Annotated in this window: 18 protein-coding genes; 12 read left to right on the top strand and 6 right to left on the bottom strand. The window is 71.9% G+C overall.

All coding sequences use genetic code 11. The features are described 5' to 3' along the window. Positions 1–152 precede the first annotated feature (152 nt). From ACIQWA_RS33320 to ACIQWA_RS33300, 5 genes are all read right to left on the bottom strand, one after another. The gene (locus ACIQWA_RS33320) at positions 153–1,628 is read right to left on the bottom strand and encodes an APC family permease (RefSeq protein ID WP_402488908.1); all 1,476 of its coding nucleotides are present in this window, start codon (positions 1,626–1,628) and stop codon (positions 153–155) included. 532 nt (positions 1,629–2,160) lie between these two features. Beyond that, positions 2,161–3,357, bottom strand: a complete 1,197-nt coding sequence (locus tag ACIQWA_RS33315; RefSeq protein ID WP_402488906.1) for an ROK family protein — start codon at positions 3,355–3,357, stop codon at positions 2,161–2,163. 692 nt (positions 3,358–4,049) lie between these two features. Then, positions 4,050–5,147, bottom strand: a complete 1,098-nt coding sequence (locus ACIQWA_RS33310) for a lactonase family protein (RefSeq protein ID WP_402488904.1) — start codon at positions 5,145–5,147, stop codon at positions 4,050–4,052. Continuing rightward, entirely contained in the window at positions 5,141–6,289 is a 1,149-nt protein-coding gene (gene dgoD / locus ACIQWA_RS33305; RefSeq protein WP_402488901.1) for a galactonate dehydratase, read from the bottom strand. The genes ACIQWA_RS33310 and dgoD overlap by 7 nt, the downstream gene beginning before the upstream one ends. Before the next feature lie 46 nt (positions 6,290–6,335). Then, positions 6,336–7,649, bottom strand: coding sequence for an ROK family protein (locus tag ACIQWA_RS33300; RefSeq protein WP_402488899.1), 1,314 nt, complete (start codon positions 7,647–7,649; stop codon positions 6,336–6,338). 54 nt (positions 7,650–7,703) lie between these two features. On the opposite strand from ACIQWA_RS33300, the gene ACIQWA_RS33295 reads away from it, so the two are divergent. From ACIQWA_RS33295 to ACIQWA_RS33260, 8 genes are all read left to right on the top strand, one after another. Continuing rightward, on the top strand, positions 7,704–8,495 hold the full coding sequence (locus ACIQWA_RS33295) for an NAD-dependent epimerase/dehydratase family protein (RefSeq protein ID WP_402488896.1): 792 nt from the start codon (positions 7,704–7,706) through the stop codon (positions 8,493–8,495). A 16-nt stretch (positions 8,496–8,511) separates the two neighbouring features. Then, positions 8,512–9,804 (top strand): extracellular solute-binding protein, encoded by a 1,293-nt coding sequence (locus ACIQWA_RS33290; RefSeq protein WP_402488894.1) that lies wholly within the window; start codon positions 8,512–8,514, stop codon positions 9,802–9,804. A gap of 71 nt (positions 9,805–9,875) precedes the next feature. After that, positions 9,876–10,760, top strand: a complete 885-nt coding sequence (locus ACIQWA_RS33285) for a carbohydrate ABC transporter permease (RefSeq protein WP_402488891.1) — start codon at positions 9,876–9,878, stop codon at positions 10,758–10,760. A gap of 40 nt (positions 10,761–10,800) precedes the next feature. Then, a complete protein-coding gene (locus tag ACIQWA_RS33280; RefSeq protein ID WP_402488888.1) occupies positions 10,801–11,715 on the top strand; it encodes a carbohydrate ABC transporter permease in 915 nt (304 codons plus the stop codon). Then, entirely contained in the window at positions 11,712–12,371 is a 660-nt protein-coding gene (locus ACIQWA_RS33275; protein ID WP_402488886.1) for a bifunctional 4-hydroxy-2-oxoglutarate aldolase/2-dehydro-3-deoxy-phosphogluconate aldolase, read from the top strand. The genes ACIQWA_RS33280 and ACIQWA_RS33275 overlap by 4 nt, the downstream gene beginning before the upstream one ends. Continuing rightward, positions 12,364–13,314, top strand: a complete 951-nt coding sequence (locus ACIQWA_RS33270; protein ID WP_402488883.1) for a sugar kinase — start codon at positions 12,364–12,366, stop codon at positions 13,312–13,314. The genes ACIQWA_RS33275 and ACIQWA_RS33270 overlap by 8 nt, the downstream gene beginning before the upstream one ends. A 104-nt stretch (positions 13,315–13,418) precedes the next feature. After that, positions 13,419–15,983: a ricin-type beta-trefoil lectin domain protein gene (locus ACIQWA_RS33265; protein ID WP_402488880.1), complete on the top strand. Its 2,565-nt coding sequence runs from the start codon at positions 13,419–13,421 to the stop codon at positions 15,981–15,983. Between the two features lie 102 nt (positions 15,984–16,085). Next, a complete protein-coding gene (locus ACIQWA_RS33260) occupies positions 16,086–17,078 on the top strand; it encodes a ricin-type beta-trefoil lectin domain protein (RefSeq protein WP_402488878.1) in 993 nt (330 codons plus the stop codon). Positions 17,079–17,213: 135 nt separating this feature from the next. On the opposite strand, the gene ACIQWA_RS33255 is transcribed toward ACIQWA_RS33260, so the two are convergent. Further along, the gene (locus ACIQWA_RS33255) at positions 17,214–18,284 is read right to left on the bottom strand and encodes an endonuclease/exonuclease/phosphatase family protein (RefSeq protein WP_402488875.1); all 1,071 of its coding nucleotides are present in this window, start codon (positions 18,282–18,284) and stop codon (positions 17,214–17,216) included. Positions 18,285–18,372: 88 nt separating this feature from the next. Here ACIQWA_RS33255 and ACIQWA_RS33250 point away from each other — a divergent pair, with 88 nt between their 5' ends. The 4 genes from ACIQWA_RS33250 to ACIQWA_RS33235 all read left to right on the top strand — a co-directional run bounded on the left by ACIQWA_RS33250 (position 18,373) and on the right by ACIQWA_RS33235 (position 20,987). Beyond that, a complete protein-coding gene (locus tag ACIQWA_RS33250; protein WP_402488873.1) occupies positions 18,373–19,065 on the top strand; it encodes a response regulator transcription factor in 693 nt (230 codons plus the stop codon). A 13-nt stretch (positions 19,066–19,078) separates the two neighbouring features. Further along, complete coding sequence (locus ACIQWA_RS33245) at positions 19,079–20,173, top strand: sensor histidine kinase (RefSeq protein ID WP_402488870.1); 1,095 nt, start codon at positions 19,079–19,081, stop codon at positions 20,171–20,173. Beyond that, entirely contained in the window at positions 20,170–20,748 is a 579-nt protein-coding gene (locus ACIQWA_RS33240; protein ID WP_402488867.1) for a ParB/Srx family N-terminal domain-containing protein, read from the top strand. The genes ACIQWA_RS33245 and ACIQWA_RS33240 overlap by 4 nt, the downstream gene beginning before the upstream one ends. Positions 20,749–20,810: 62 nt before the next feature. Then, positions 20,811–20,987 carry a hypothetical protein gene (locus tag ACIQWA_RS33235; protein WP_402488865.1) on the top strand — a complete coding sequence of 59 codons (177 nt, stop codon included), beginning with the start codon at positions 20,811–20,813 and terminating at the stop codon, positions 20,985–20,987. The last annotated feature ends 118 nt before the right edge of the window (positions 20,988–21,105 follow it).

Genomic DNA, 21,105 nt, shown 5'->3' with positions numbered 1-21,105 from the left:
CCCAAGTCTCCTCAGTGCCTGGATGGTGAGGTGGTTGCCGAGGCGTGCCAGGCCGTACATGCGAACCTCGGCCCTGAAGGGACGTCGTGCGCGGGCCCCGGCCGGTGGTGGGGGGGAGGGGCGACCGGTCGGGGCCCGCGGGTCACGCGGGGTCAGGAGGGGGTGCCGGCGTATTCGGGGGTCCGCTGTTGTTCGGTGAGGTATTGTTCGTGGATTTCCTTGGGGCCGAAGGGCCAGACCTTTTCGATGCGGGACCAGACCAGGTAGACGACGCCGCCGAGGGCGACCCAGCCGATGGACCATTCGATGGGGTGGATACCGGGGTTGGCCTTGTCGGCGTATCCGTAGATGGCCAGCCAGCCGATGGCGGCGATGATGCTCGGCAGGGGGTAGAGCAGCATTTTGTAGGGGCGGGCCAGGTTCGGTTGCCGCTTGCGCAGGACGGTGACGGCGGCGATCTGGGCGAGCGCCTGGATGATCACCATGACCGTGGTCAGCAGGGTGATCAGGATGGTCAGGGGCGGGTGGTCGGCGGAGGTCCCGATGTGGCGGGCCAGGAGGTAGCCGGCGGTGGTGATGACGCCCATGGTGAGCAGGCCGGCGGTGGGGAAGTTGTGCCTGGGGTGGAGCTTGGCGAAGGAGCGGAAGAAGAGGCGGTCGCGGGCGGCGTCGTAGGGGACGCGGGAGCCGCCGAGCAGGCCGGTGAAGACCGAGGCGAAGGCGGTGATGAGGATGAGGACGGTGATGATCTGGGCGGGGGTCTTGCCGAGGGTCTGTTCGAGGACGAGGGAGATGACGGCTTGGGAGGCTTGGCTGTTGGGGTCGAGCATGTCCTTCCAGGGCACGACGCCGAGGACGCCGATCTGCAGGAGCAGGTAGATGACCATGACGCCGATGACGGAGTAGACGATGGAGCGGGGGAGCACGCGGCCGGGGTTCTTGACTTCGGCGCCCATGTAGGCGGCGGTGTTGTAGCCGAGGTAGTCGTAGATGCCGATGGTCAGGCCCGAGGCGAATCCGAGCCAGAAGGTGCCGCTGCCGAGCTCGATGGCGTGCTCGGGCCAGCTGAAGGCCATCGACGGGTGGAAGTGGGTGAAGGAGGCGAGGATCACGGCGGCCACGGAGACGAGCATCACGATCCACATGGCGACCGTGACCTTGCCGATGTTCTCGACCTTGCGCCACAGCAGGAGGAGCACGAGGGCGACGACGCCGATGCCGACGAGGTCGCCCTGGCCGGTGCTCATGTCGGGCCACAGGTAGCCGAGGTACTGGACCAGGCCCTGGACGCCGGTGGACATGATGAGTGGGATGAAGAGCATCGCGGTCCAGACGAACAGGAACGGCATCAGGCGTCCGGTGCGGTACTGGAAGGCTTCGCGGAGATAGACGTAGGTGCCGCCGGAGCCCGGCAGTGAGGCGCCCAGCTCGGCCCAGACGAGACCGTCGACCAAGGCCAGGAGTGCGCCGGCGATCCAGCCGATGATGGCGTGGGGGCCACCGAAGGCAGCGACCATGAGGGGGATGGTCACGAACGGACCGCAGCCGACCATCTGGCTCATGTTGATGGCGGTGGCTTGGAACAGGCCGACCCGTCTGATGAGACCGGGGCCTTGCTGGGTGGTCAAAGGGTGCCTCCTGGGGGCTAGAGGTGGCGGTGTGGGAAAAGTAAAATTCCTTAACAGGATCGGGGTCAAGAGCGACGCAGGTCACGGATCGGGTTCACTTCGGATTTCCCACCCGGAGGCTGAGGCGGCTGCTTTCGCCGGCGGATGGCATCGGCAGGGCGAGGGCCATGGCGGGGAGGGCCTCGGGGCGGCGCGGCGATCCGCCGCGCGAGCGGCGGCGGTGGCAGAAGGGGTGTGGTGCCACCTGGCCGTGACGGGCCTCTTCGGCGGATCGGCAGTGGCTCGGCGTTCTCGTGCGGCACTGGCGCCCGCGCGATTCAGATGTGCCCGGACTCCGCGGAGCCGGGCAGCCGGATTTCTCGAAACCGGTATACGGCGGACCTTAGCGCGAGTCCGGCGGACGGGCTACGTTTTGTTTGTCGGCCTTCGGTGACCGTACTTCGACGGTCGACCCGCACCGAACCCTCAGGCGCCGCGCGGCACTCTGATCGGACGCGCGGGCGGGCGGCACGGAGGGACCGCAGGACCGCCGCTACTCGTCGGTCGGTTCCTGGGCGCGTTGCCACGTCTCGAAGACCAGCTCCCGGGTGATCTCCATCCCCATGGCCACCGCGCCGTGCAGTACCGCTGCGTCGCCGAGTTCCGAGGCCGCCAGGTTCAGCCGGAGCGGTGTGATGCGCGGCAGGGCCGCGCGGATCAGCGGGATCAGCAGGTCCGCGCTGCTGCCGATGCCGCCGCCGAGGACCACCAGTTCCGGGTCGATGACGGCGGCCACCGAGGCGATGCCGTGGGCGAGGCGCTGCGCCTCCTCCGCGACGACGGTACGGGCGAGTTCGTCGCCCGCACGGGCCGCGTCGAACACCTGCTTCGCGGTGGTGACGTCCAGCAGGCCCTTGGCGTGGGCCATGGCGACCACGGCCCCGCCGGCGGCGGACTCCTCCAGGAGGGCGTGCCGGGTCCCGCCGGCCGAGCCCTCTCCCGTCGCGCTGCAGCACGGCAGGTAGCCGAGTTCCCCGGCGGCGCCGTGCGCGCCGGGGAAGAGCTTCCCGTCGACCACGATGCCGCCGCCCACGCCGGCGCCGACCAGGAGGTACATGAACAGTCGCCGCCCCTGCCCGACGCCGCCCGCGTACTCGCCCAGCGCCGCGAGGTTGGCGTCGTTCACCAGGGTCAGGCCGGTGCCCAGCTCCGTCTGCAGGCGGTTGACGATGCCCGACGTTCCCCAGCCCGGGAGGCCCACCGGGTAGCGGACCACCTCGTTCTCGTCGACGGCGCCGGGCCCGCCGATGACCGTGTGGAGGACGCTCTGCGGAAGGACGTGGGCCTCGGCGGTGACCCTGCGCGCCAGTTCGACCACCTTGGACGCCGCGCCCTCCGCGTCCCCGGAGTCGTTCGGCTCGTCATGGCGGGCCAGGATCCGTCCGTCCAGGTCGGTCAGCGCCACGCGGACCCACCGGCGGCCGACGTGGACACCCAGCCCGTGCCCGGCGCCGGGGTCGGCCTCGTAGAGCACCGGCGAGCGGCCGCGGCCGGGTACGACGACCTTCCCCAGCTCGCGGACCAGGCCCGCGGACTCCAGGCGGCTCAGCGCGGTGGAGACGGTCGGCTTGGACAGCCCGGTGATCCGCGCGAGTTCGGCCCGTGAGGTGGCACCGTCGGTGCGGAGCCGGTCGATGAGGAGCCGCTCGTTGTTGGTTCGCAGGACGCTGCGGTTCCATGCGGCTTCCACGGTGGTCGGCGCTTCCTTTCGGTACGGCGGTTCGGCTGCGGAGGGTTTCGCCTGTCACCGGAGCCTATACGGTCCCGGGCCAAGATGATCTGCTGTTCAGGGGCATTGCACGGTCTGTCAGAGCCCCGCCCGCGACATGGGGAACGGACCGTGACTGTGCAGTCACGGTCCGCGTGAGTCTGGAGTGAGCCGTGGTGGGGTGCGCGCGGCATCGCAGCGGTGAGGTGGATCAAGTGGGGCCGGGGCGGCGTCTCACCGTCACCTTGAGGGGTCGGCCGCGGCCTCGATGGCGCCCTGGAGGAGGCGGGCGGAGATGAGGCTCGGCCACGGGCGGTTCCATCGGCGTCGGGCCGTGCAGCGTGGACCCGGAATGGCGATGTGCCAGCCGGTGGAGAGGACCAGGTGGTGGGGGCCGGTCGAAGTGCAGCCAGGCCGTCGAGGTCCTCCCGGTCGCCGCGACGAGGGCGTCGCGCAGGGCGAGGGCGGGTGTGACGCCCGGCCGAACGTGGTTCCACCGGCGCCGGGTCGTACGGCACGAACCGGGGACGGAGAGGTGCCATCCCGTGGAGAGGACCTGATAGCGGGCTGTCGTCGCCCGCCTCGGGGGCAGCGCCGATGGCGCGGTCGACGCCGAGGCCCTGGCGGAACTGGACTCGGCGCGCGCGGAGTTGGGACGCGTCCTCCGGGCGGGCTCACGTGGCGCCGGGCACACCGCCGATCGGCAGCACGGGGCTCGGCGCCGTGAGCGCGAGGGTCTGCCCTGCCGGGGTCAGGTGTCCGGAGGACGGGTCGCGGTGAAAGGCCACCAGGGCGTCCGATCGCTCGTTGGCGCAGAAGAGCAGGCGCTGGTCCGGGGAGAGGGCGAGGTCGCGGGGCCAACTGCCGCCACTGGGAACGGTGGTGAGCGGTTCGAGGGAGGCTCCGTGGTCGTGCACGGCGTGCACGGCGATGGTGTCTTCGCCGCGGTTGCCCGTGTAGAGGAACCGGCCGTCCGCGGAGATCCGGACGGCGGCCGGGTAGTTGGCGCCCGGCGTGGTCGGGTCAGGTCGCGTCGAGAGCTCGGCGACGGGGTCGAGGCGGCCGGTGGAGGCGTCCCAGGTGCAGACGGTGAGGGTGGAGGAGAGCTCGTTGACGACGTGGACGTACCGCCCCGAGGGGTGGAAGACGAGGTGCCGGGGGCCGCGGCCGGGTGGCAGCGGGACGCTCCGGCGCTCGACGAGTGGGACGCCGAGGGGATCGAAGGCGTACACGTGGACGCGGTCCGTCCCGAGGGTGGTGCACAGGACGAAGCGGCCGTCCGGCGAGGGCGCGGCCATGTGGGCGTGGGCCGCCGTGGGGCGGCCGTCGAGGGCGGCCGGGCCGGCGTGGCGGATGGTCTGCACCGGTTCGGTGACGGCGATCGTGCCGTCGGCGGCGGTGCGGAAGGCCGACAGGACGCCGTCGCCGTAGTGGGCCGCGAAGACGTGCGACCCGCTGGGGTGGACGGAGAGGTGGCAGGGAAGCGCGCCGCCGCTGGCGGCGACGGTGTGGGGCGTGCGGAGCCCGGTGCGCGGGTGGAACCGGAAGGAGACGACGCGCCCGGCGTCCCGTTCGAGGACGGTGTGCAGGACCCCGCGTACCGGGTCCGCGGCCGTGTAGGAAGGGTGGTCGAGCGGCCGTACATCGCGCAGGCTCAGCGCGCCGGCGGCGTCGTAACGGACGATGCTCAGCCCGGCGCCGGGTACGGTCGCCGGGGCGGAGCTGCCGACGGCCAGCAGACCGCCGGGCGGGGTGGCCGTCGCGGTCACCATTCGGCCAACGAGCCGTCGCGGTGGCGCCACAGCGGATTGCGCCAGCGGTGCCCGGCCTCTGCCGCGGCGCGGACCACCGCCTCGTCGATCTCGATGCCGAGGCCGGGCGCGGTGGGGCGTTCGACAAACCCGTCGCGCTGGGTGAAGACGGCCGGGTCCACGAGGTAGTCGAGCGGGCCCGCGTCGGCCGAGGTGTAGCCGATGCCGAGGTTCTGTTCCTGGATCAGGAAGTTGGGGGTGGCGAAGTCGATCTGGAGGCAGGCCGCCAGCGCGATCGGGCCGAGCGGGCAGTGCGGGGCGATCACGGCGTCGTGCGCCTCGGCCGCGGCGGCGATGCGGCGGACCTCGGAGATGCCGCCGGCGTGGCTGAGGTCGGGTTGCGCCACGGCGATGCCGGCGCTCAGCACCTCGCGGAAGTCCCAGCGGGAGTAAAGGCGTTCCCCGAGCGCGACGGGGATCGAGGTGCCGGCGACCACGGCGCCGATCTCGCGGCTGAACTCCGGCAGCACCGGCTCCTCGACGAAGAGCGGGTCGTACTCCTCCAGGGCCGGCAGCATCCGGCGCGCCATCGCGGTGGAGGCGCGGCCGTGGAAATCGACAGCCAGGTCGGCCTCGTCGCCGATCGCCTCGCGGACGGCGGCGGTGCGCCGGGCGAGGCGTTTGACGGCGGCGGGCGTGTCCAGCGGGAGCAGCCGGTCGGAGCCGTTGAACTTCACGGCGGTCAAGCCGCCCTCCACGGCCCGGCGGGCGGACTCGGCCAGTTCCCCGGGTTCGTCGCCGTGGATCCAGGTGTACATCCGCACCCGGTCGCGGACCGGCCCGCCGAGCAGTTCGTGGACGGGGGCGCCCAGGGCTTTGCCCTTGATGTCCCAAAGGGCTTGGTCGATGCCGGCGACGGCGCTGCTGAGGACGGGGCCGCCGCGGTAGAAGCCGCCCTTGGTGAGCGTCTGCCAGATGTCCTCGATGCGCGCGGCGTCCGTACCGATGATCAGGTCGGACAGCTCGTGGACGGCGGCGGCGACGGTCGCCGCCCGGCCTTCGACGACCGGCTCCCCCCAGCCGACGTGGCCTTCGTCGGTCTCGATCCGCAGGAACAGCCAGCGCGGCCGTACCAGGAAGGTCTCCACTGTGACGATGTTCAACGAACGGTCTCCTCGAAGGGACGGGGCCGCGCCGCCTCGCCCGGCGTCACCGGGCCAGGCGGCGCAGCACGGAGGCGAGGTGGGGCGCTTCCTGGAGGACGAGTGCGGCGCCGCCCCGGGCACCCGCCTGGGTGGACTCCTCGAACTCGGCCTGCACGACGTCGGTGCTGGCGGCGACCGTGGCCATGGCGTGGCGTTCGATGCCCTGGCGGATCGCGTCGAGCACGATGTCGCCGGCGGCCGCGACCGGGCCGCCGACGACGATGCGGCCGGGATCGAGGAGGTTGCAGACGTTGGCGAGCGCCTGGCCGACGACCCGGGCTGCGTCGGCCAGGACGCCCGCGCTGGCACGGTCGCCGGAGCGGACGGCCGCGACGGCGTCGCCGATGGTCGCGCGCTCGCCGAGCATCGGCCGCAGCTGGCCGAGGATGGCGGGGGCGGCCGCCTTCTGGATCAGGCAGCCGCGGTTGCCGCAGGGGCAGGCGGGGCCGTCGTAGTCCACGGAGACGTGCCCGAGCTCGCCGGCGCCGCCCAGCGCGCCGCGGAACAGCGCGCCGTCGACGATCAGGGCGGCACCGATGCCGCTGGTGAGCGTGACGTAGAGCATGGTGGAGGCCCTGCGGCCAGCCCCCCAGAGGTACTCGGCCATGGCCTCCAGGCGGGTGTTGTTGTCCACCATCACCGGCTGCCCGAACCGTTCCTCGAACAGGGCCCGCACGTTGAGGCCCGCCCAGGGCTGGCCGGGCAGCGAGGGGCCGACCGCCCCGGTGGCGGTGGTGACTCGGCCCGGGACGCCGACGCCGAGGCCGACCAGGTCCTCGCGCAGGAGCCGGTGGGCGGTCAGCGCGCCGTCCAGCAGTGCGGCCGCGGCCGTGACGCGCTCGTCGGCGCTCGCGTCCGCTGCGACCTCGACGGCCTCGTTGGCCAGTTCTCGGTGCTCCAGGTCGCTGAGGTGCACGGCCACGCGGTCCAGGGTGAAGTCGAGTCCGGCGGCGACGCCGACGCTCCGGCTGATCGCCACCAGCTCCCGCACCCGGCCGTCCACACCGGCGGCCGCGGGCACCTCGACCTGGACCAGGACGCCGCGCTCGATCATCTCGTTCACGATCGTGGAGACCGTGGCACGCGAGACGTCGATCTGACGGGCGATCTCGGCGCGGTGCATGGCACCTCTGCGAAGCAGGAGCCCCAGGACGCGTTCCTGGTTGGTCCGCCGGAGCGACTGAAGGGAACCACCGGTTTCGACTGACACGGCCGCAGCGTGGCACGGTCGGGCGAAGTGCGTCAAGACTCCGGACGAACAGTCGATCAAATGACGAAGTGTGTTGAGAGTCTTGACACTTATTGCGGGTGGGGCCATAACTGATGGCACCTCCCGGGAGGTTCCCGGGCCGTTCACAAAGGTGGGTCGCGGATGTGGCCTCGAAGCCCCGTGCTGCTGGTCACGGGCGGCGGTGGAGTCCTCGGATCGGTACTCCGGCCGGCGCTGCGCGAGACGTACGCGCTGCGCGTGGCCGACCGGGCCGCGCCGCAGCCGTCATGGACCGACGAGATCCTGGTCGGCGACCTGACGGACCCGGGCTTCGCGGCCGAGGCGGTCGACGGTGTCCACGCGGTCCTGCACCTGGCGGCGCACGCGAGCCCACGGGCCACCTGGTCGGAGGTGGCGCCGAACATCGCCATGACCGACAACATCCTGACCGCCGCGGCCGACAGCGGCGTGCGGCAGGTCGTCCTGGCCTCCTCCAACCACGCGGCCGGCCTGGACTTCCGTCTCGGCGCGCACCCCGTCGACCCGGGCGAGGCCGCCACGTCGTGCTGCCCGTACGGCGCCGCCAAGCTCGCGGAGGAGGCGCTGGGGCAGCAGCACGCGCTGCGCCACGGCGCCGTCGTCGTCAGCCTGCGCTTCGGGCTGGTCGGCTGGCCGCTCGAGGAACGCGACTACAACGCCATGTGGCTGTCCGACCGGGACGCCCGCGCGCTCGTACTCGCCGCGCTGCGCGCCACCCGGCCGGGCGTCCACTTCGGAGTCTCCCGCCACGCCGAGCAGTACTGGAGCCTGGCCGGCGCCCGCGCCGACCTCGGCTACGCCCCCGCCGACGACCTGCCGCCGGGTGCCCGGGACCTGCCCTGGGCCGCCGACCCGCCCTGCCTGATGTTCGACCCCGATGTCCGACCGGGCCCCCCGACCGACCGAACTCCCTGAACCGAAGGACACCTCCATGCGCAGCACCTCCTCGAAGCCGGCCAGAGCGGGCGCCCTCGCGGCGGCCCTGTTCGTGCTGGCCACCGCCTGCACGACGACCTCCAGCGGATCTTCCGGGGGTGACGGAAAGCACGTCACGTACTGGTCGATGTGGACCCAGACCGAGCCGCAGGCGAAGGTCCTCCAGAAGTCGATCGACGCGTTCACCGCGAAGACCGGCATCCACGTCGACGTCCAGTGGCAGGGCCGCAAGGTCCTCGACAAGGTCGCCCCGGCGCTGCTCTCCGGCAACGCCCCCGACCTGGTCGACCAGGGCTTCGACCGCCTGCTGCCGGCCCTGGCCGCCAACGGCAAGGCCCAGGACCTGAGTTCGGTCCTGGCCATGGACACCGGCGAGGGCCGCAAGGTCGGCGAGGTGCTGCCGGCCAAGTTCCTGGACGTCCTGCCGAAGGGCAAGGACGGCACGCCCTGGATGATCCCGTACGAGTCCGTCTCCGTCTCGCTGTTCTACAACGGCAAGGACCCGCTGGTCTCCCAGCCGCCGAAGACCTGGGACGACCTGCTGGCCGTGTGCACGGCCGCCAAGGCCGCGGGCAAGGCGTGCATCGGCACCGACGGCGACCAGGGCTGGGCCTCCCAGTACTGGTTCGACTACCTGCTCAACCGCAACGGCGGCTCCGTCGCCACCCTCGCCGCCGACAGGACCGGCGCCGCGTTCAAGGACCCCGCCGTCCTGAAGAGCGCCCAGCAGGTCGAGCAGCTGGTCAAGGAGGGCTATCTGACCAAGGGGTACGACGCCACCAAGTACCCGGAGCAGCAGAACCACTGGGCCACCGGCGAGTCCGTCTTCTTCCTGATGGGCAGCTGGCTGCCCAGCGAGACGGAGAAGTTCAGGGACCCCGGCTTCGAGGTCAGGTCGGTCGCCTTCCCGACCACCGGCGACGCCACCCGCAACGCGGTCGACTTCCTCCCCTTGGGCTTCACCATCCCCAAGGGCGCCAAGAACGCCGACGCGGCCGGGAGGTTCATCGCCTTCGTCCTGCAGAAGGACCAGCTGAGCGGCTTCTCCACCGAGGCCAAGAACATCGCCCCGCGCACCGAGATCCCGGCCCCCGCCGAACTGGCCGACGTCGCGAAGCAGTTGAAGGACCAGCCCAGCCGGCTGCCCGACGACAACGCCGACGCCGACTGGCAGGACAAGATCCTGGTCGCCCAGTACGACAAGCTCTGGCTCGGCAAGACGGACGCGGCCGGCTTCGTCGACCAGGCGGGCAAGGCGAGCGCCGCCTACTGGACGGCCAAGGGCTGAGCGCCATGACCACAGCCCTACCGGCCCGCAGCGAGCGCCGACGAGGCGGGAGCCGGGCCCCCGGGAGCCCGATGGAACGGGCCCAGCGCCGCACGTTCTGGCCCTTCCTCGCCCCCGCCCTCGTCGTCTTCACGCTGTTCTTCGTGGCGCCGATCGGCTTCAGCGTCTGGCTGGGCTTCCAGAGCTGGGACGGCGTCGGCGAGGCCCGGGGGCGCGGCCTCAAGAACTACACCAACCTCCTGCACGACCAGCTGTTCCTCACCTCGCTGAAGAACACCACGCTCATCCTGCTGGTCGGCGGCGCGCTCATCTTCGTGGTCAGCTTCGCCGTCACCGTCCTGCTGCGCGAGATGCGCGACCGCAACCTCGTCCGCTCTGTGCTGTTCTTCCCGGTGCTGGTCAACCCGCTGGTGTTCGGCGTCATGGCCGGGCTGCTGTTCCGGCCCGACGGCATCGTCAACACCGTCGCCGGATGGCTCGGCGTCGACGACCCGCCCAAGTGGCTCGCCGAGCAGAACCTGATGACGATGATCGTCGGCGTCACCGTCTGGGCGGGCACCGGCTACTACACCACCATCCTGATGTCCGGCGTCGAGCAGATCCCGACCACTTACTACGAGGCCGCCGAACTCGACGGCGCCGGCCCGTGGGGCCGCTTCCGGCACGTCACCCTGCCGCTGTCCTGGGACGTCGTCACCGTCTGCGCGCTGCTGTGGACCATCTCCACCGTCAAGGTCTTCGAACTCGTCCTGGTCTTCGGCGGCAGCACCGGCGGCATGCCGCCGAACAACACCTACACCACCGCGCTGTACGTCTACGAGAGCGCCTTCTCGGCCCGTACGACCCGCGACTTCGGCGTCTCCTCGGCCGCCGCCCTCGTCAGCCTCGTCCTCATCGCCCTCGTCGCCGTCCTGCTGCGGCGGGTGATGCGCCGAGACGCCATCCAGCTCTCCTAGCCGGCGCGCACCCCGTCGGCAGTACGTCAAAGGACCCGCTATGACCGTCATCACCCGACCGCCGGACCCCGACCTCAGGGCGGGCCCTGCCCCGCCCGCCGTTCGGCGCCGACGGCTGAGGCCGCGCCACCTCGGTACCGCCGTGATCCGGGCGCTGTGCCTGGGGAACGTCCTGCTGCTGATCTGGATGGTCCTCACCTCGCTGCGCGACACGAAGGACATCTTCGAGCACCCGGTCGGGCTCCCCGGCCACCTCGCATGGGGCAACTACAGCCGGGCCTGGGACACCGGCGGCTTCGGCCCCGCACTGGTCAACTCGCTGGTGGTGTCCATCGGTTCGGCGGTGATCGCGGTGGCCCTCGCCGCACCGGCGGCGTACGTCCTGGCCCGCACCAGACGCCGGGTCGGCGGCCCCCTCACCCTGCTGTTCGCCCTCGGGATCGGCGTCCCCACCCAGCTGATCGTCATCCCCGTGTACGTGGCCTTCGCCAAGACCCAGAACGCCACCCAGCTCAAGCTTCTCGACAGCATGCAGGGCCTGCTGACCGTCTACGTCGGGCTGGCCATGCCCTTCACCGTCTTCCTGCTCACCGGGTACTTCCGCAGCCTGCCCGTCGAGGTCGAGGAGGCCGCCTGCCTGGACGGCGCCGGCCCGGTGCGCAGCTTCCTGAAGATCGTGCTGCCGATGGCCCGCAACGGCCTGATCACCGCCTTCACCCTGCAGGTGCTCAGCGCCTGGAACGAGACGCTGTTCTCGCTGGTGCTGCTCACCAGCGACGGGAACCGGACCCTGCCCTCGGCGCTGCTGGCGTTCATCGACCAGCAGCAGTTCCAGGGCACCGACTGGGGAGGGATGTTCGCGGGCGTGGTCATCGTCATGGTGCCGGTGCTGCTGCTGTTCGTCGTCCTCGGCCAGCGGCTGATCGCCGGCATGACGGCGGGGGTGAGCAAGTGAGCCCCCTCGACGGCCGCACCCGGCTCGCCGCCGCCCTCCGGCGGCACCGGCTGGTCGCCATCCTCCGCGCGACCAGCGGGTCCGGTCTCGGTGCGGCGATCGAGGCGCTGGCCGAGGCCGGTGTCCGCTGCCTGGAGGTCACCCTGCCCACGCCGGGCAGCCTGACGGCCGTCGCCAAGGCACGGGCCCGGCTGGGGGAGGAGGTCGTCATCGGCGTGGGCACCGTGATGCGGGTCGCGGACGTTCACCGGGCGGCCGACGCGGGCGCCGACTTCATCGTCAGCCCCCATCTGAGCCTGCCCGTCGTGCAGACCGCCCGCGACCTCGGCCTCGGAGCGCTGCCGGGCGTCCTCACCCCGACCGAGGCCGTCGACGCCATGACGGCCGGGGCGACCGCCGCGAAGCTCTTCCCGGCCTCGGTGCTGGGGCCGTCGTTCGCCGCAGCGCTGCGGGCCCCGCTGCCGGGCGTGCCGCTCGTGCCGACCGGGGGCGTCGGTCTCGCCGACGTTCGTCCCTGGCTGGAGGCCGGGGCGCTCGCCGTCGCCGTCGGCTCCCCGCTGCTCGGCGACGCCCTCACGGGCGGGAGCATCGACGAACTGCGCACGAGAGCAGGCGAGTTCGTCACGACCGCACAGGGAGGGGACGGCCGTGCCTGACCTGGTGACGATCGGCGAGACCATGGCCGCGCTCAGCGTGCAGCGCGTCGGACCGCTGCGGCACGCCCGCACGCTCGACCTGTCCGTCGCCGGCGCCGAGTCCACCGTGGCCATCGGCGCCCGGAGGCTCGGCCACACCGCCGGGTGGATCGGCCGTCTCGGCGCGGACGAGCTCGGCGAACTGGTCCGCACGACCCTGCGCGGCGAAGGCGTCGAGGTGCACGCCGCCGCCGACCCCACCGCCCCGACCGGACTGATGATCAAGGAACGGCGCACGGCCGACCTGCGGCGGGTCCACTACTACCGGGCCCACTCGGCCGGTTCCCGGCTGTGCCCGGAGGACGTCCCGCGCGAGATCGTCGAGCGGGCGAGCGTCCTGCACACCAGCGCCATCACCCCGGCGTTGTCGTACAGCGCGGCACAGGCCGTCCGCGAGGCCGTACGGCGCGCCCGTGCCGCGGCCGTCACGGTGTCCTTCGACGCCAACTACCGGGCCAAGCTCTGGCAGCCCGCCGCCTACCGGCAGGCCGTCACCGCCCTGCTGCCGGACGTGGACCTGCTCTTCGCCGGCCTGGACGAGGCCCGGGCCCTACTCCACACCGACCGCACCGATCCCGGGGCACTCGCCCACCTGCTGCTGAAACTCGGCCCGCGCACCGTGGTCCTCACCCTCGGGGCGAGCGGCGCGCTCTCGACCGGCCCCTCGGGCGTCCTGCGCACCGAGGCGGTCCGGGTGACCGAGACCGACCCGGTCGGCGCCGGGGACTCCTTCGTCGCGGGCTACCTCTCCGCCCTGCTCTCCGGCCAGGACGAGACCGCCAGGCTCGCGCAGGCCGCCCGGGTCGCCGCGTACTCCGTCTCGGCCCTGGGCGACTGGGAGGGACTGCCCACGGCCACCGAACTCTCCCACCCCCCAGCGGCCGGCACGGACATCAGCCGCTGACCCGGAACCCCGTCCTCGCGGCGCCTTCCGCCGGAGGCGCCGCGAGGACGGACCCACCACCGATCGGCACTCCCTTTCACCCCCACAGTGGAACGAGGCCCCCCATGCGTCCGATCAGACTCGTCCGACTCATCCGCCCCACGGCCTTGCTGGCCGCGGCCACCTGCGTCGCGGGGCTCACGCTGGCCGTCAGCACCCCCGTCACCGCCACAGCGGCCGCCGGCACCGGTTCGATCACCGGCGCGGCCGGCAAGTGCCTCACCGTCGGCGGCGGGTCCACCGCGGACGGCAGCCCGATCACCCTGTCCGGCTGCGACGGCTCGTCCTCGCAGAGCTGGACGCCGGCCGCCGACGGCAGCGTCCGGGCCCAGGGCAAATGCCTCGATGTCACCGGCGCCAACACGGCGCCCGGCACCCCACTGCAGCTGTACTCCTGCAACGGCACCGGTGCCCAGCGCTGGGCCGCCGGCCGGGACGGCACCCTGGTCAACGCGCGCTCCGGCACCTGCCTGGACGTCAAGGACGGTTCCGTCGCCGACGGCACCCGTACCGTGACCGCCACCTGTTCGCCCGGCGCCGTGGGCCAGCAGTGGAGGGTGCCCGCCACCGACGCTCCCGCGCCCAGCGACCCGGGCACCCAGAACTCCGTCGTGGGTGTCGCCACAGGTCTGCTCCCGCAGGCCGTCGGCGGCGTCGCCCCGCTCAGCTGGTCGGCCACGGGCCTGCCCGACGGGCTGAGCATCAACTACTCCACCGGTACGGTGGTCGGCACACCCAGTGCGGCCGGCTCCGCCACCGTCACCCTCACCGCGACCGACAGCCGCGGCAACACCGGCAGCACCACCTTCACCTGGACGGTCGACGACGCCACCACCGCCACGTCCTGGTACCTGGACTGCTCCGCCGCCAACGGCTCCGGCACCCAGGACTCACCGTGGAACAGCCTCGCCGCTGTGAACGGCCACACCTTCCAGCCCGGCGACTCCCTGCTCCTCAAGGCCGGAACCAGCTGTGACGGCCAGCTGGCCCCGCAGGGCGACGGCAGCGCCACGGCGCCGATCACCATCGGCGCCTACGGCAGCGGCGCCCGTCCGGTGGTCAACGGCGGTGGCATCAGCGGGGCCACCGGGGCGGCGGTCCTGCTGCGCAACCGGTCGTACTGGATCGTCCAGGGCCTGGAAGTCACCAACAACGCCGCCGCCGAAGGGTGGCGTTCGGGGATCAACGTCGTCGTCGACGACCTCGCCGAGCACGACGGCATCACCATCCGCGACAACGTCGTCCACGATGTCATGGGCAGGTCCGACCGCCACGGCGACCACAAGGGCTTCTACCTCTCCCACGGCATCGGCGCCGACCTGCCCGTCAACGGCGGATTCGTCAAGGGCCTGACCATCGCCGGCAACTACGTCCGCGACAGCCACGTCAACGGCATCGGCCTCTACGGAAACCAGGACAACGGCGGTGACAACAACAACGCCGTCCACAACCGGTTCGTCCACATCACCGGCAACACCATCGAGCGCAACAGCAACGACGGCATCGTGATCTGCGTCTCCGACTCGCCGCTGATCGAGTACAACGTCTCGAACCTCGCCGGGACGAACGCCGTCAACCCGGAGAACATCGCGGCGATCTGGGGCTGGGCCGACGACAACCCCACCTTCCAGCACAACGAGGCGTCCAACCTCATCGCCCGCACCAACGACAGCCAGGCGTGGGACTGCGACGGCTACATGACCGGCGCGTGCACCTACCAGGACAACTACGACCACGACAACTACGGCGGCATCCTGCTCAACTGCCTCGCCTGCGGAGGCTCCTACAACGCATCCATCGTCTACCGGAACAACATCTCGGTGAACGACTGCCGGATCATCAGCAACGGCACCCCGGTCAGCTTCGTGTTCGCCAACAACACGATCGACTGCGGCGGCAAGGCGGCAACCATCGGACTGCCGGCGGGCACCACCGTCGCCAACAACATCCTCACCGGCGCGCCCACCGGCTCCACCCTGCCCGCAGGGTCCACCTACCAGCACAACACGTACGCCGGCTTCACCGTGCCCCTCACCGACCCGGCGCCCTCCACCGGCAACCCCGGGTTCACCGCGCCGGGCACCGCGGGCTACGGGATCAACTCCCTCGGCGGCTACCAGCTCGCCTCGCCCTCGCCCGCCCACCGGAGCGGCATCGCCCTCAGCGGCGCCGAAGCGACCGACTACTGGGGCAACCCCACCAGCGCCACCGCCCCCAACCGCGGCGCCTACGGCGCTCCGGCCCTCGGAGCCGCCGCCTGCACCGACGACGGCTCGGCCGCCATCACCTACTCCGGAGGCTGGAACTCCACCGGCAGCACCGGCTGCGGCAGCGGTCTGGACCACTGGAGCAACTCCACCGGCGCCGCGGCCACTTTCACCTTCTCCGGCACGGGGCTGACCTACTACGGCTCCCAGACCCCTGACAACGGCATCGCCGCCCTCAGCATCGACGGCGGCCCCGCTGTCGACGTCAACCTCTACGCCCCCGCCAAGCGGCTCGGGCTCCCGGTCTACACCAGCCCGGTCCTGCCCGCCGGAACCCACACCGTGACCGTCACGGTCAGCGGGCGCAAGGACCCGCGGGCGACGAACACCTACGTCAGCCTGGACGCCTTCGCCGTGAGGTGAGCGCCGGGGACGTCCGCCCGGCCGGGCCATGACGAACCGGCACCGCGGCCCGGCCGGGCTTCCGCACAGCCACCTCCCACCGGAAGAAGGAAGGCTCCACCCATGCCCATGGAATTCGACCAATCCGCCACCCGCAGACGCTCCGGGCCGGGCACGCGGCTCAGGGCGGGCGTACTGCTGGCCGTCGGCAGCCTGCTCGCCGCCCCCTCGCGCACCGACCCCCAGGCCCCGGCGATGGCCGACTCGATCGCCACCATCGACGCCGCCGCCCTCGGCTCGCCCGGCTGCACCGCATACAACCACTTGCGGGCCAGCGCCGACCCGTTCCTGGGAGCCCCGTTCCGCCAGTTCCACGAGCAGCGCTCCGGCGGCACGTTCACCTTCACCACCGCCGAGGGCGGCTACCTCCAGCAGTTCCTGTACGGCTTCACGGGCCTGCGCTGGGGCACCGACGCCGTTACCCTCGACCCCTTCCTGCCGACGCGGCTCCCCGGGGACGACGTCACCGGCCTGAAGTGGCACGGCACCACTTTCGACGTCTCCGTCGGCCAGCAGGGCACCGCCGTCACCGTCCGGTCCGGCCCCGCCCTCGCCGTGCGCGACGGCGGCGGCACCTTCCACGAGGTCGCCCCCGGCACCACGCTGACCCTGCCCACTCGGCACCCGGCCCCGGCCGCCGGCCCGGCCGACTGCGGCGGCCCGGCCCCGAGCGGGCCGATCACCGGCACGGCGAGCGCGCGGTGCGCCGACCTGCCGGGCGGCGCCACCACGGACGGCACCCAGGTCCAGCTCTACGACTGCAACGGCACCGCCGCCCAGACCTGGACCCTGCCCGGCGACGGCACCGTGCGAGCCGCGGGCAAGTGCCTGGACGTGCGCGGCGGTTCCAGCGCGGACGGGACAGCCGTCCAGCTCTACACCTGCAACGGGACACCGGCCCAGCAATGGACGTACGACCCCGGAAGCGGCTCACTGCGGGCCCTGGGCAAGTGCCTGGACGCCACCGGCGGCGGGACGGCGAACGGCACCAAACTCCAACTCCGTTCCTGCTCGGGCGGAACCGGCCAGCGGTGGAAGGTCCCTGCCCCGGGCTAGCCGCTCCTGGCCCGGGGGACGACCGCCGAGTCGCCATCCGGTTTTCCCGGATCTCGAACATTGCACCCCTTGAACTGGGGTGTTGCAACGACTCCTAGAACCCAAGACGCAGTGCGGGCCTCACCGTCCTCGTGTTCACCAGCTGAGGGCGGCCGTGACCGGCCGGTGGTCGCTGCCGTTGGACACGAGCACCCGGGAACTCCGTGGCTCCACGCCGCGGACCAGGACCTGGTCGATCCGCACCATCGGGAACCCGGCCGGCCAGGTGAAGCCGAAGCCGTCCCCGGCCGCGTCCTGGGCCGAGCGCAGCTGGGCCGTCAGGCCGGAGAGCGCGCGGTCGTCCAGGGTGCCGTTCAGATCGCCGAGCAGCACCACCCGCGGGCTCGGGTCGGCGGCGACGGCCCTGCCGAGGGCCTGCACGCCGAGGTTGCGCGAGTCCGTCCAGAAGCCCTTCGCGGGGAACACCCGTACGGAGCCGAGGTGGGCCACGAACACGGTCAGCGGCCCGCGGTCGGTGGTCACCGTGGTGCGCATCGCGCGGTTGACGGCCAGCTTGGCGTCGGTCGGCTTGGTGGCGCCCAGCGGCCCGTAGTCGACGACGTCGATCGGCCGGGTGTCCGACAGCGGGAACCTGCTCCACAGCGCGACCGTGCCCTGCACGGTGTGGAACGGGTACGCCTTCGCCAAGCCTTGCTCGTACACGGGCGTGGACTGCGGGGTCAGCGCCACCAGGGCCAGGACGTCCGCGCCGTGGGAGGCAAGATCGCGTGCGGTCCCGGCAGGGTCGGTGTTCTCGGCGTAGACGTTCTGCTCGGCCACGGTGAGGTCCCCGCCCGGGTGGGAGCGGTCGCCGAGCAGCCCGCCGAAGAGGTACAGCCAGGCCACGACGGGCAGCAGCAGCGCGGCCGTCGCCGAGGCGGAGCGGCGCCACAGCGCGCAGGCCAGCAGCAGCGGGACGAACAGGCCGAACCAGGGCAGGAGGCTCTCCACCAGGCTGCCGAGGTTGCCGAGCCCCCGGTTCGGAATCCACGCGTGCAGCAGCATGGTCAGCCCGAGCAGCAGGGCAAAGGCGGCGAGGACGAAGCCGTGCTTCCAAGGCCCCGGCCGGGAGGCAGCATGTACGGCCCGGCGGATGCGCGCGTGCCAGGCCGCGGCGCCGGTCTTCCGGCCGTTCGTGGTCTGCGCCGGGGGCAGGGTTTGGGTCATGTGCGGCAGTCAAGGCGGTGCGGTGTCGCCGGCGCGTATGGGAATTTCGATACGCGGACGATATGCGGCCGCTCGTAGCATGGCGGGCATGCGTGTGCTGATCGTCGAGGACGAACGACTTCTGGCGGAAGCCATCCGCGACGGGCTACGGCTGGAGGCCATCGCGGCCGACATCGCAGGTGACGGCCACACCGCACTGGAAATGCTGGGCGTCAACGCCTACGACATCGCCGTCCTGGACCGCGACGTCCCAGGTCCGTCCGGGGACGAGATCGCCAGGCGCATCGTCGCCTCCGGCAGCGGCATGCCGATCCTGATGCTCACCGCGGCCGACCGGCTCGACGACAAGGCGTCCGGGTTCGAACTCGGCGCCGACGACTACCTCACCAAGCCCTTCGAACTGCGGGAGCTCGCGCTCAGGCTCCGGGCACTCGACCGCAGGCGCGCCCACAACCGGCCGCCCGTACGGGAGATCGCGGGCCTGCGACTGGACCCGTTCCGGCGCGAGGTCTACCGGGAGGGGCGCTACGTCGCGCTCACCCGCAAGCAGTTCGCCGTGCTCGAGGTCCTCGTCGAGGCTGAGGGGGGTGTGGTCAGTGCCGAGGAACTCCTGGAACGCGCCTGGGACGCGAACGCCGACCCGTTCACCAACGCCGTGCGCATCACGGTGTCCGCACTGCGCAAGCGACTCGGCGAACCCTGGGTCATCGCCACCATGCCGGGAGCCGGGTACCGCATCGAGGAGCAGGAGGGTGGCGGCGAGCGTGGACAGAGCGCCTGACCGGGCATCGGGGTTGAGCGTTCGCCTCAAACTCACCCTCAGCTACGCCGGCTTCCTCATGGTGGCCGGCACCCTGCTGCTCGCGGCGGTGTGGTGGTTCCTCCTCAAATACGTCCCCGGCCGTGCGCTCATCATCCCCGGCTCCACCGACCTCACCGAGGGGGTCTTCCCCGTCCGCGACAACCTCCTGCGCGTCTTCGCCCCGAGGGCGGCCGCGGTGATGGCGTTCCTGCTGCTGTTCGGCCTCGCGGGAGGGTGGTTCCTCGCCGGCCGGATGCTCGCCCCGCTGACCCGCATCACCGACGCCACCCGGCGGGCCTCGAGCGGATCGCTCTCGCACCGGATCGAACTACCGGGCCGCCGGGACGAGTTCCGTGAACTCGCCGACGCCTTCGATACCATGCTGGCCCGGCTCGAAGCGCAGGTCGGCGAACAGCGGAGGTTCGCGGCCAACGCCTCGCACGAGTTGCGCACCCCGCTGGCGGTCTCCAAGGCGCTCCTCGACGTGGCCCGCACCGATCCGGACCACGACGCCGGTGAACTCGTCGACCGCCTCCACACCGTCAACACCCGGGCGATCGCCCTCACCGAGGCCCTGCTCCTGCTCAGTCGCGCCGAGCAGCGGGCCTTCACCCGGGAGCGCGTAGACCTGTCGCTCATCGCGGAGGAGGCCGCCGAAACCCTCCTGCCCCTCGCCGAGCAGCACGGCGTCACCATCGAGACCCGCGGCGACATCACCCCCGCGACCGGATCGCCCGCGCTGCTGCTGCAACTGGCCGTGAACCTGGTCCAGAACGCGATCGTCCACAACCTGCCCGACCGGGGCACGGTGTGGGTGACGACCGGGCTCCGCCACGATGGCGCCGTGCTCACCGTCGAGAACACCGGCGAGCCGGTCACCCCGGAGCGTGCCGCCACCCTCACCGAACCGTTCCAGCGCGGCACCGAGCGCATCCGTACCGACCACGCGGGCGTCGGCCTCGGCCTGGCCATCGTCAGGACCATCACCCACGCCCACGACGGAACCCTCACCCTCACCCCGCGCCCCGCCGGTGGCCTGCGCATCACCGTGGACCTGCCCGCGACGGACGTGCACGCGGACGGGTGACGGGAGTCGTCGTCCTCGCCTCGGCGCCGGCCGCCTACGCCGCCCCGGGTGCCGAGGGCGCCCGGGCGGCCACCTGTGAGCGCGCCGACGGCAGTACGGCGTTCGCGCAGTACCTGTGCGCCGCGCCCGGGGACCTGCTCGACGTCCGCATCGGCGACGTGCACCCGACCCAGTCCTCGGTGGGCTACGACGAGGTGTACTACAAGCTCGGCCGCTACACCCTCGGCAAGGACGAGAACAAGAAGTTCGAGGACTGGTGCGAGTCCGACGGCAGGATGACCGCGGCGAGCGTGTCGCGCGACGCGCGCCTGGACGATCCGTCCTCCTTCACCTGCCAACTCCCGGTCGGCGGGGAGAGCGCGGAGAGCATCAGGGCCATGAAGACCGTCGTCATCGGACCCGGCGGCCAACCGTTCCTGACCGACGGGCACCACCGGCTGACGTCCTTCTACGAGACCCCGGACGGCGGCGCCGACCTGCATGTCCGGCTCCGGGTGGTGGCGAGCAGAACTCGCTGCCGTTCCAGGAGTTCTACTGGGGCAACTGGGTCCGTGAGGCGAAGCCGGTCGACCTGAAGGGCTGGGACCGCAACGACCTGGACAGCTACCTGACCGCGGTCGAGGGCCTCACCCACGCGATGAACGCGCTTCCTGCGGGCGCGCCCGTCGACAGCTGCTTCACCGCCGCGGACCTGGGCGTGCGGGACGAGTGGAACGATCGAAAGTTCGCGAAGCTGAGCAGGCCCTACTCCGACGACAAGCCCGGCAAGTTGGCCTACGCGCTCGAGTACAAGCGGGCGCACGGCCTGTCCTGACCCCTGTCCTTCGGCCGCCCCCTGATGACGGGCAGCGCTCCTCCGGTGATCAGGGGGGAATCGGTCATCACCGGAGGAACACTCCCTGTGTTCCGGTTCGGGCCCGCGACCAGCAGAC

Origin of the sequence: Kitasatospora sp. NPDC098652 (genome assembly GCF_044760155.1) — a bacterium.
GTDB lineage: Bacteria > Actinomycetota > Actinomycetes > Streptomycetales > Streptomycetaceae > Kitasatospora.
Note: the sequence above shows the minus strand (reverse complement) of the source record. Positions and strands in the feature narration are given on the sequence as shown.

Excerpts from the sequence above, each read along its gene's own strand:
- ACIQWA_RS33310 (WP_402488904.1), bottom strand. The coding sequence starts at position 5,147 with ATGGTGACCGCGACGGCCACCCCGCCCGGCGGTCTGCTGGCCGTCGGC.
- ACIQWA_RS33300 (WP_402488899.1), bottom strand. The coding sequence starts at position 7,649 with ATGGCCCCACCCGCAATAAGTGTCAAGACTCTCAACACACTTCGTCAT.
- ACIQWA_RS33295 (WP_402488896.1), top strand. The coding sequence starts at position 7,704 with ATGTGGCCTCGAAGCCCCGTGCTGCTGGTCACGGGCGGCGGTGGAGTC.
- ACIQWA_RS33290 (WP_402488894.1), top strand. The coding sequence starts at position 8,512 with ATGCGCAGCACCTCCTCGAAGCCGGCCAGAGCGGGCGCCCTCGCGGCG.
- ACIQWA_RS33285 (WP_402488891.1), top strand. The coding sequence starts at position 9,876 with ATGGAACGGGCCCAGCGCCGCACGTTCTGGCCCTTCCTCGCCCCCGCC.
- ACIQWA_RS33280 (WP_402488888.1), top strand. The coding sequence starts at position 10,801 with ATGACCGTCATCACCCGACCGCCGGACCCCGACCTCAGGGCGGGCCCT.
- ACIQWA_RS33265 (WP_402488880.1), top strand. The coding sequence starts at position 13,419 with ATGCGTCCGATCAGACTCGTCCGACTCATCCGCCCCACGGCCTTGCTG.
- ACIQWA_RS33260 (WP_402488878.1), top strand. The coding sequence starts at position 16,086 with ATGCCCATGGAATTCGACCAATCCGCCACCCGCAGACGCTCCGGGCCG.
- ACIQWA_RS33255 (WP_402488875.1), bottom strand. The coding sequence starts at position 18,284 with ATGACCCAAACCCTGCCCCCGGCGCAGACCACGAACGGCCGGAAGACC.
- ACIQWA_RS33250 (WP_402488873.1), top strand. The coding sequence starts at position 18,373 with ATGCGTGTGCTGATCGTCGAGGACGAACGACTTCTGGCGGAAGCCATC.
- ACIQWA_RS33235 (WP_402488865.1), top strand. The coding sequence starts at position 20,811 with ATGAACGCGCTTCCTGCGGGCGCGCCCGTCGACAGCTGCTTCACCGCC.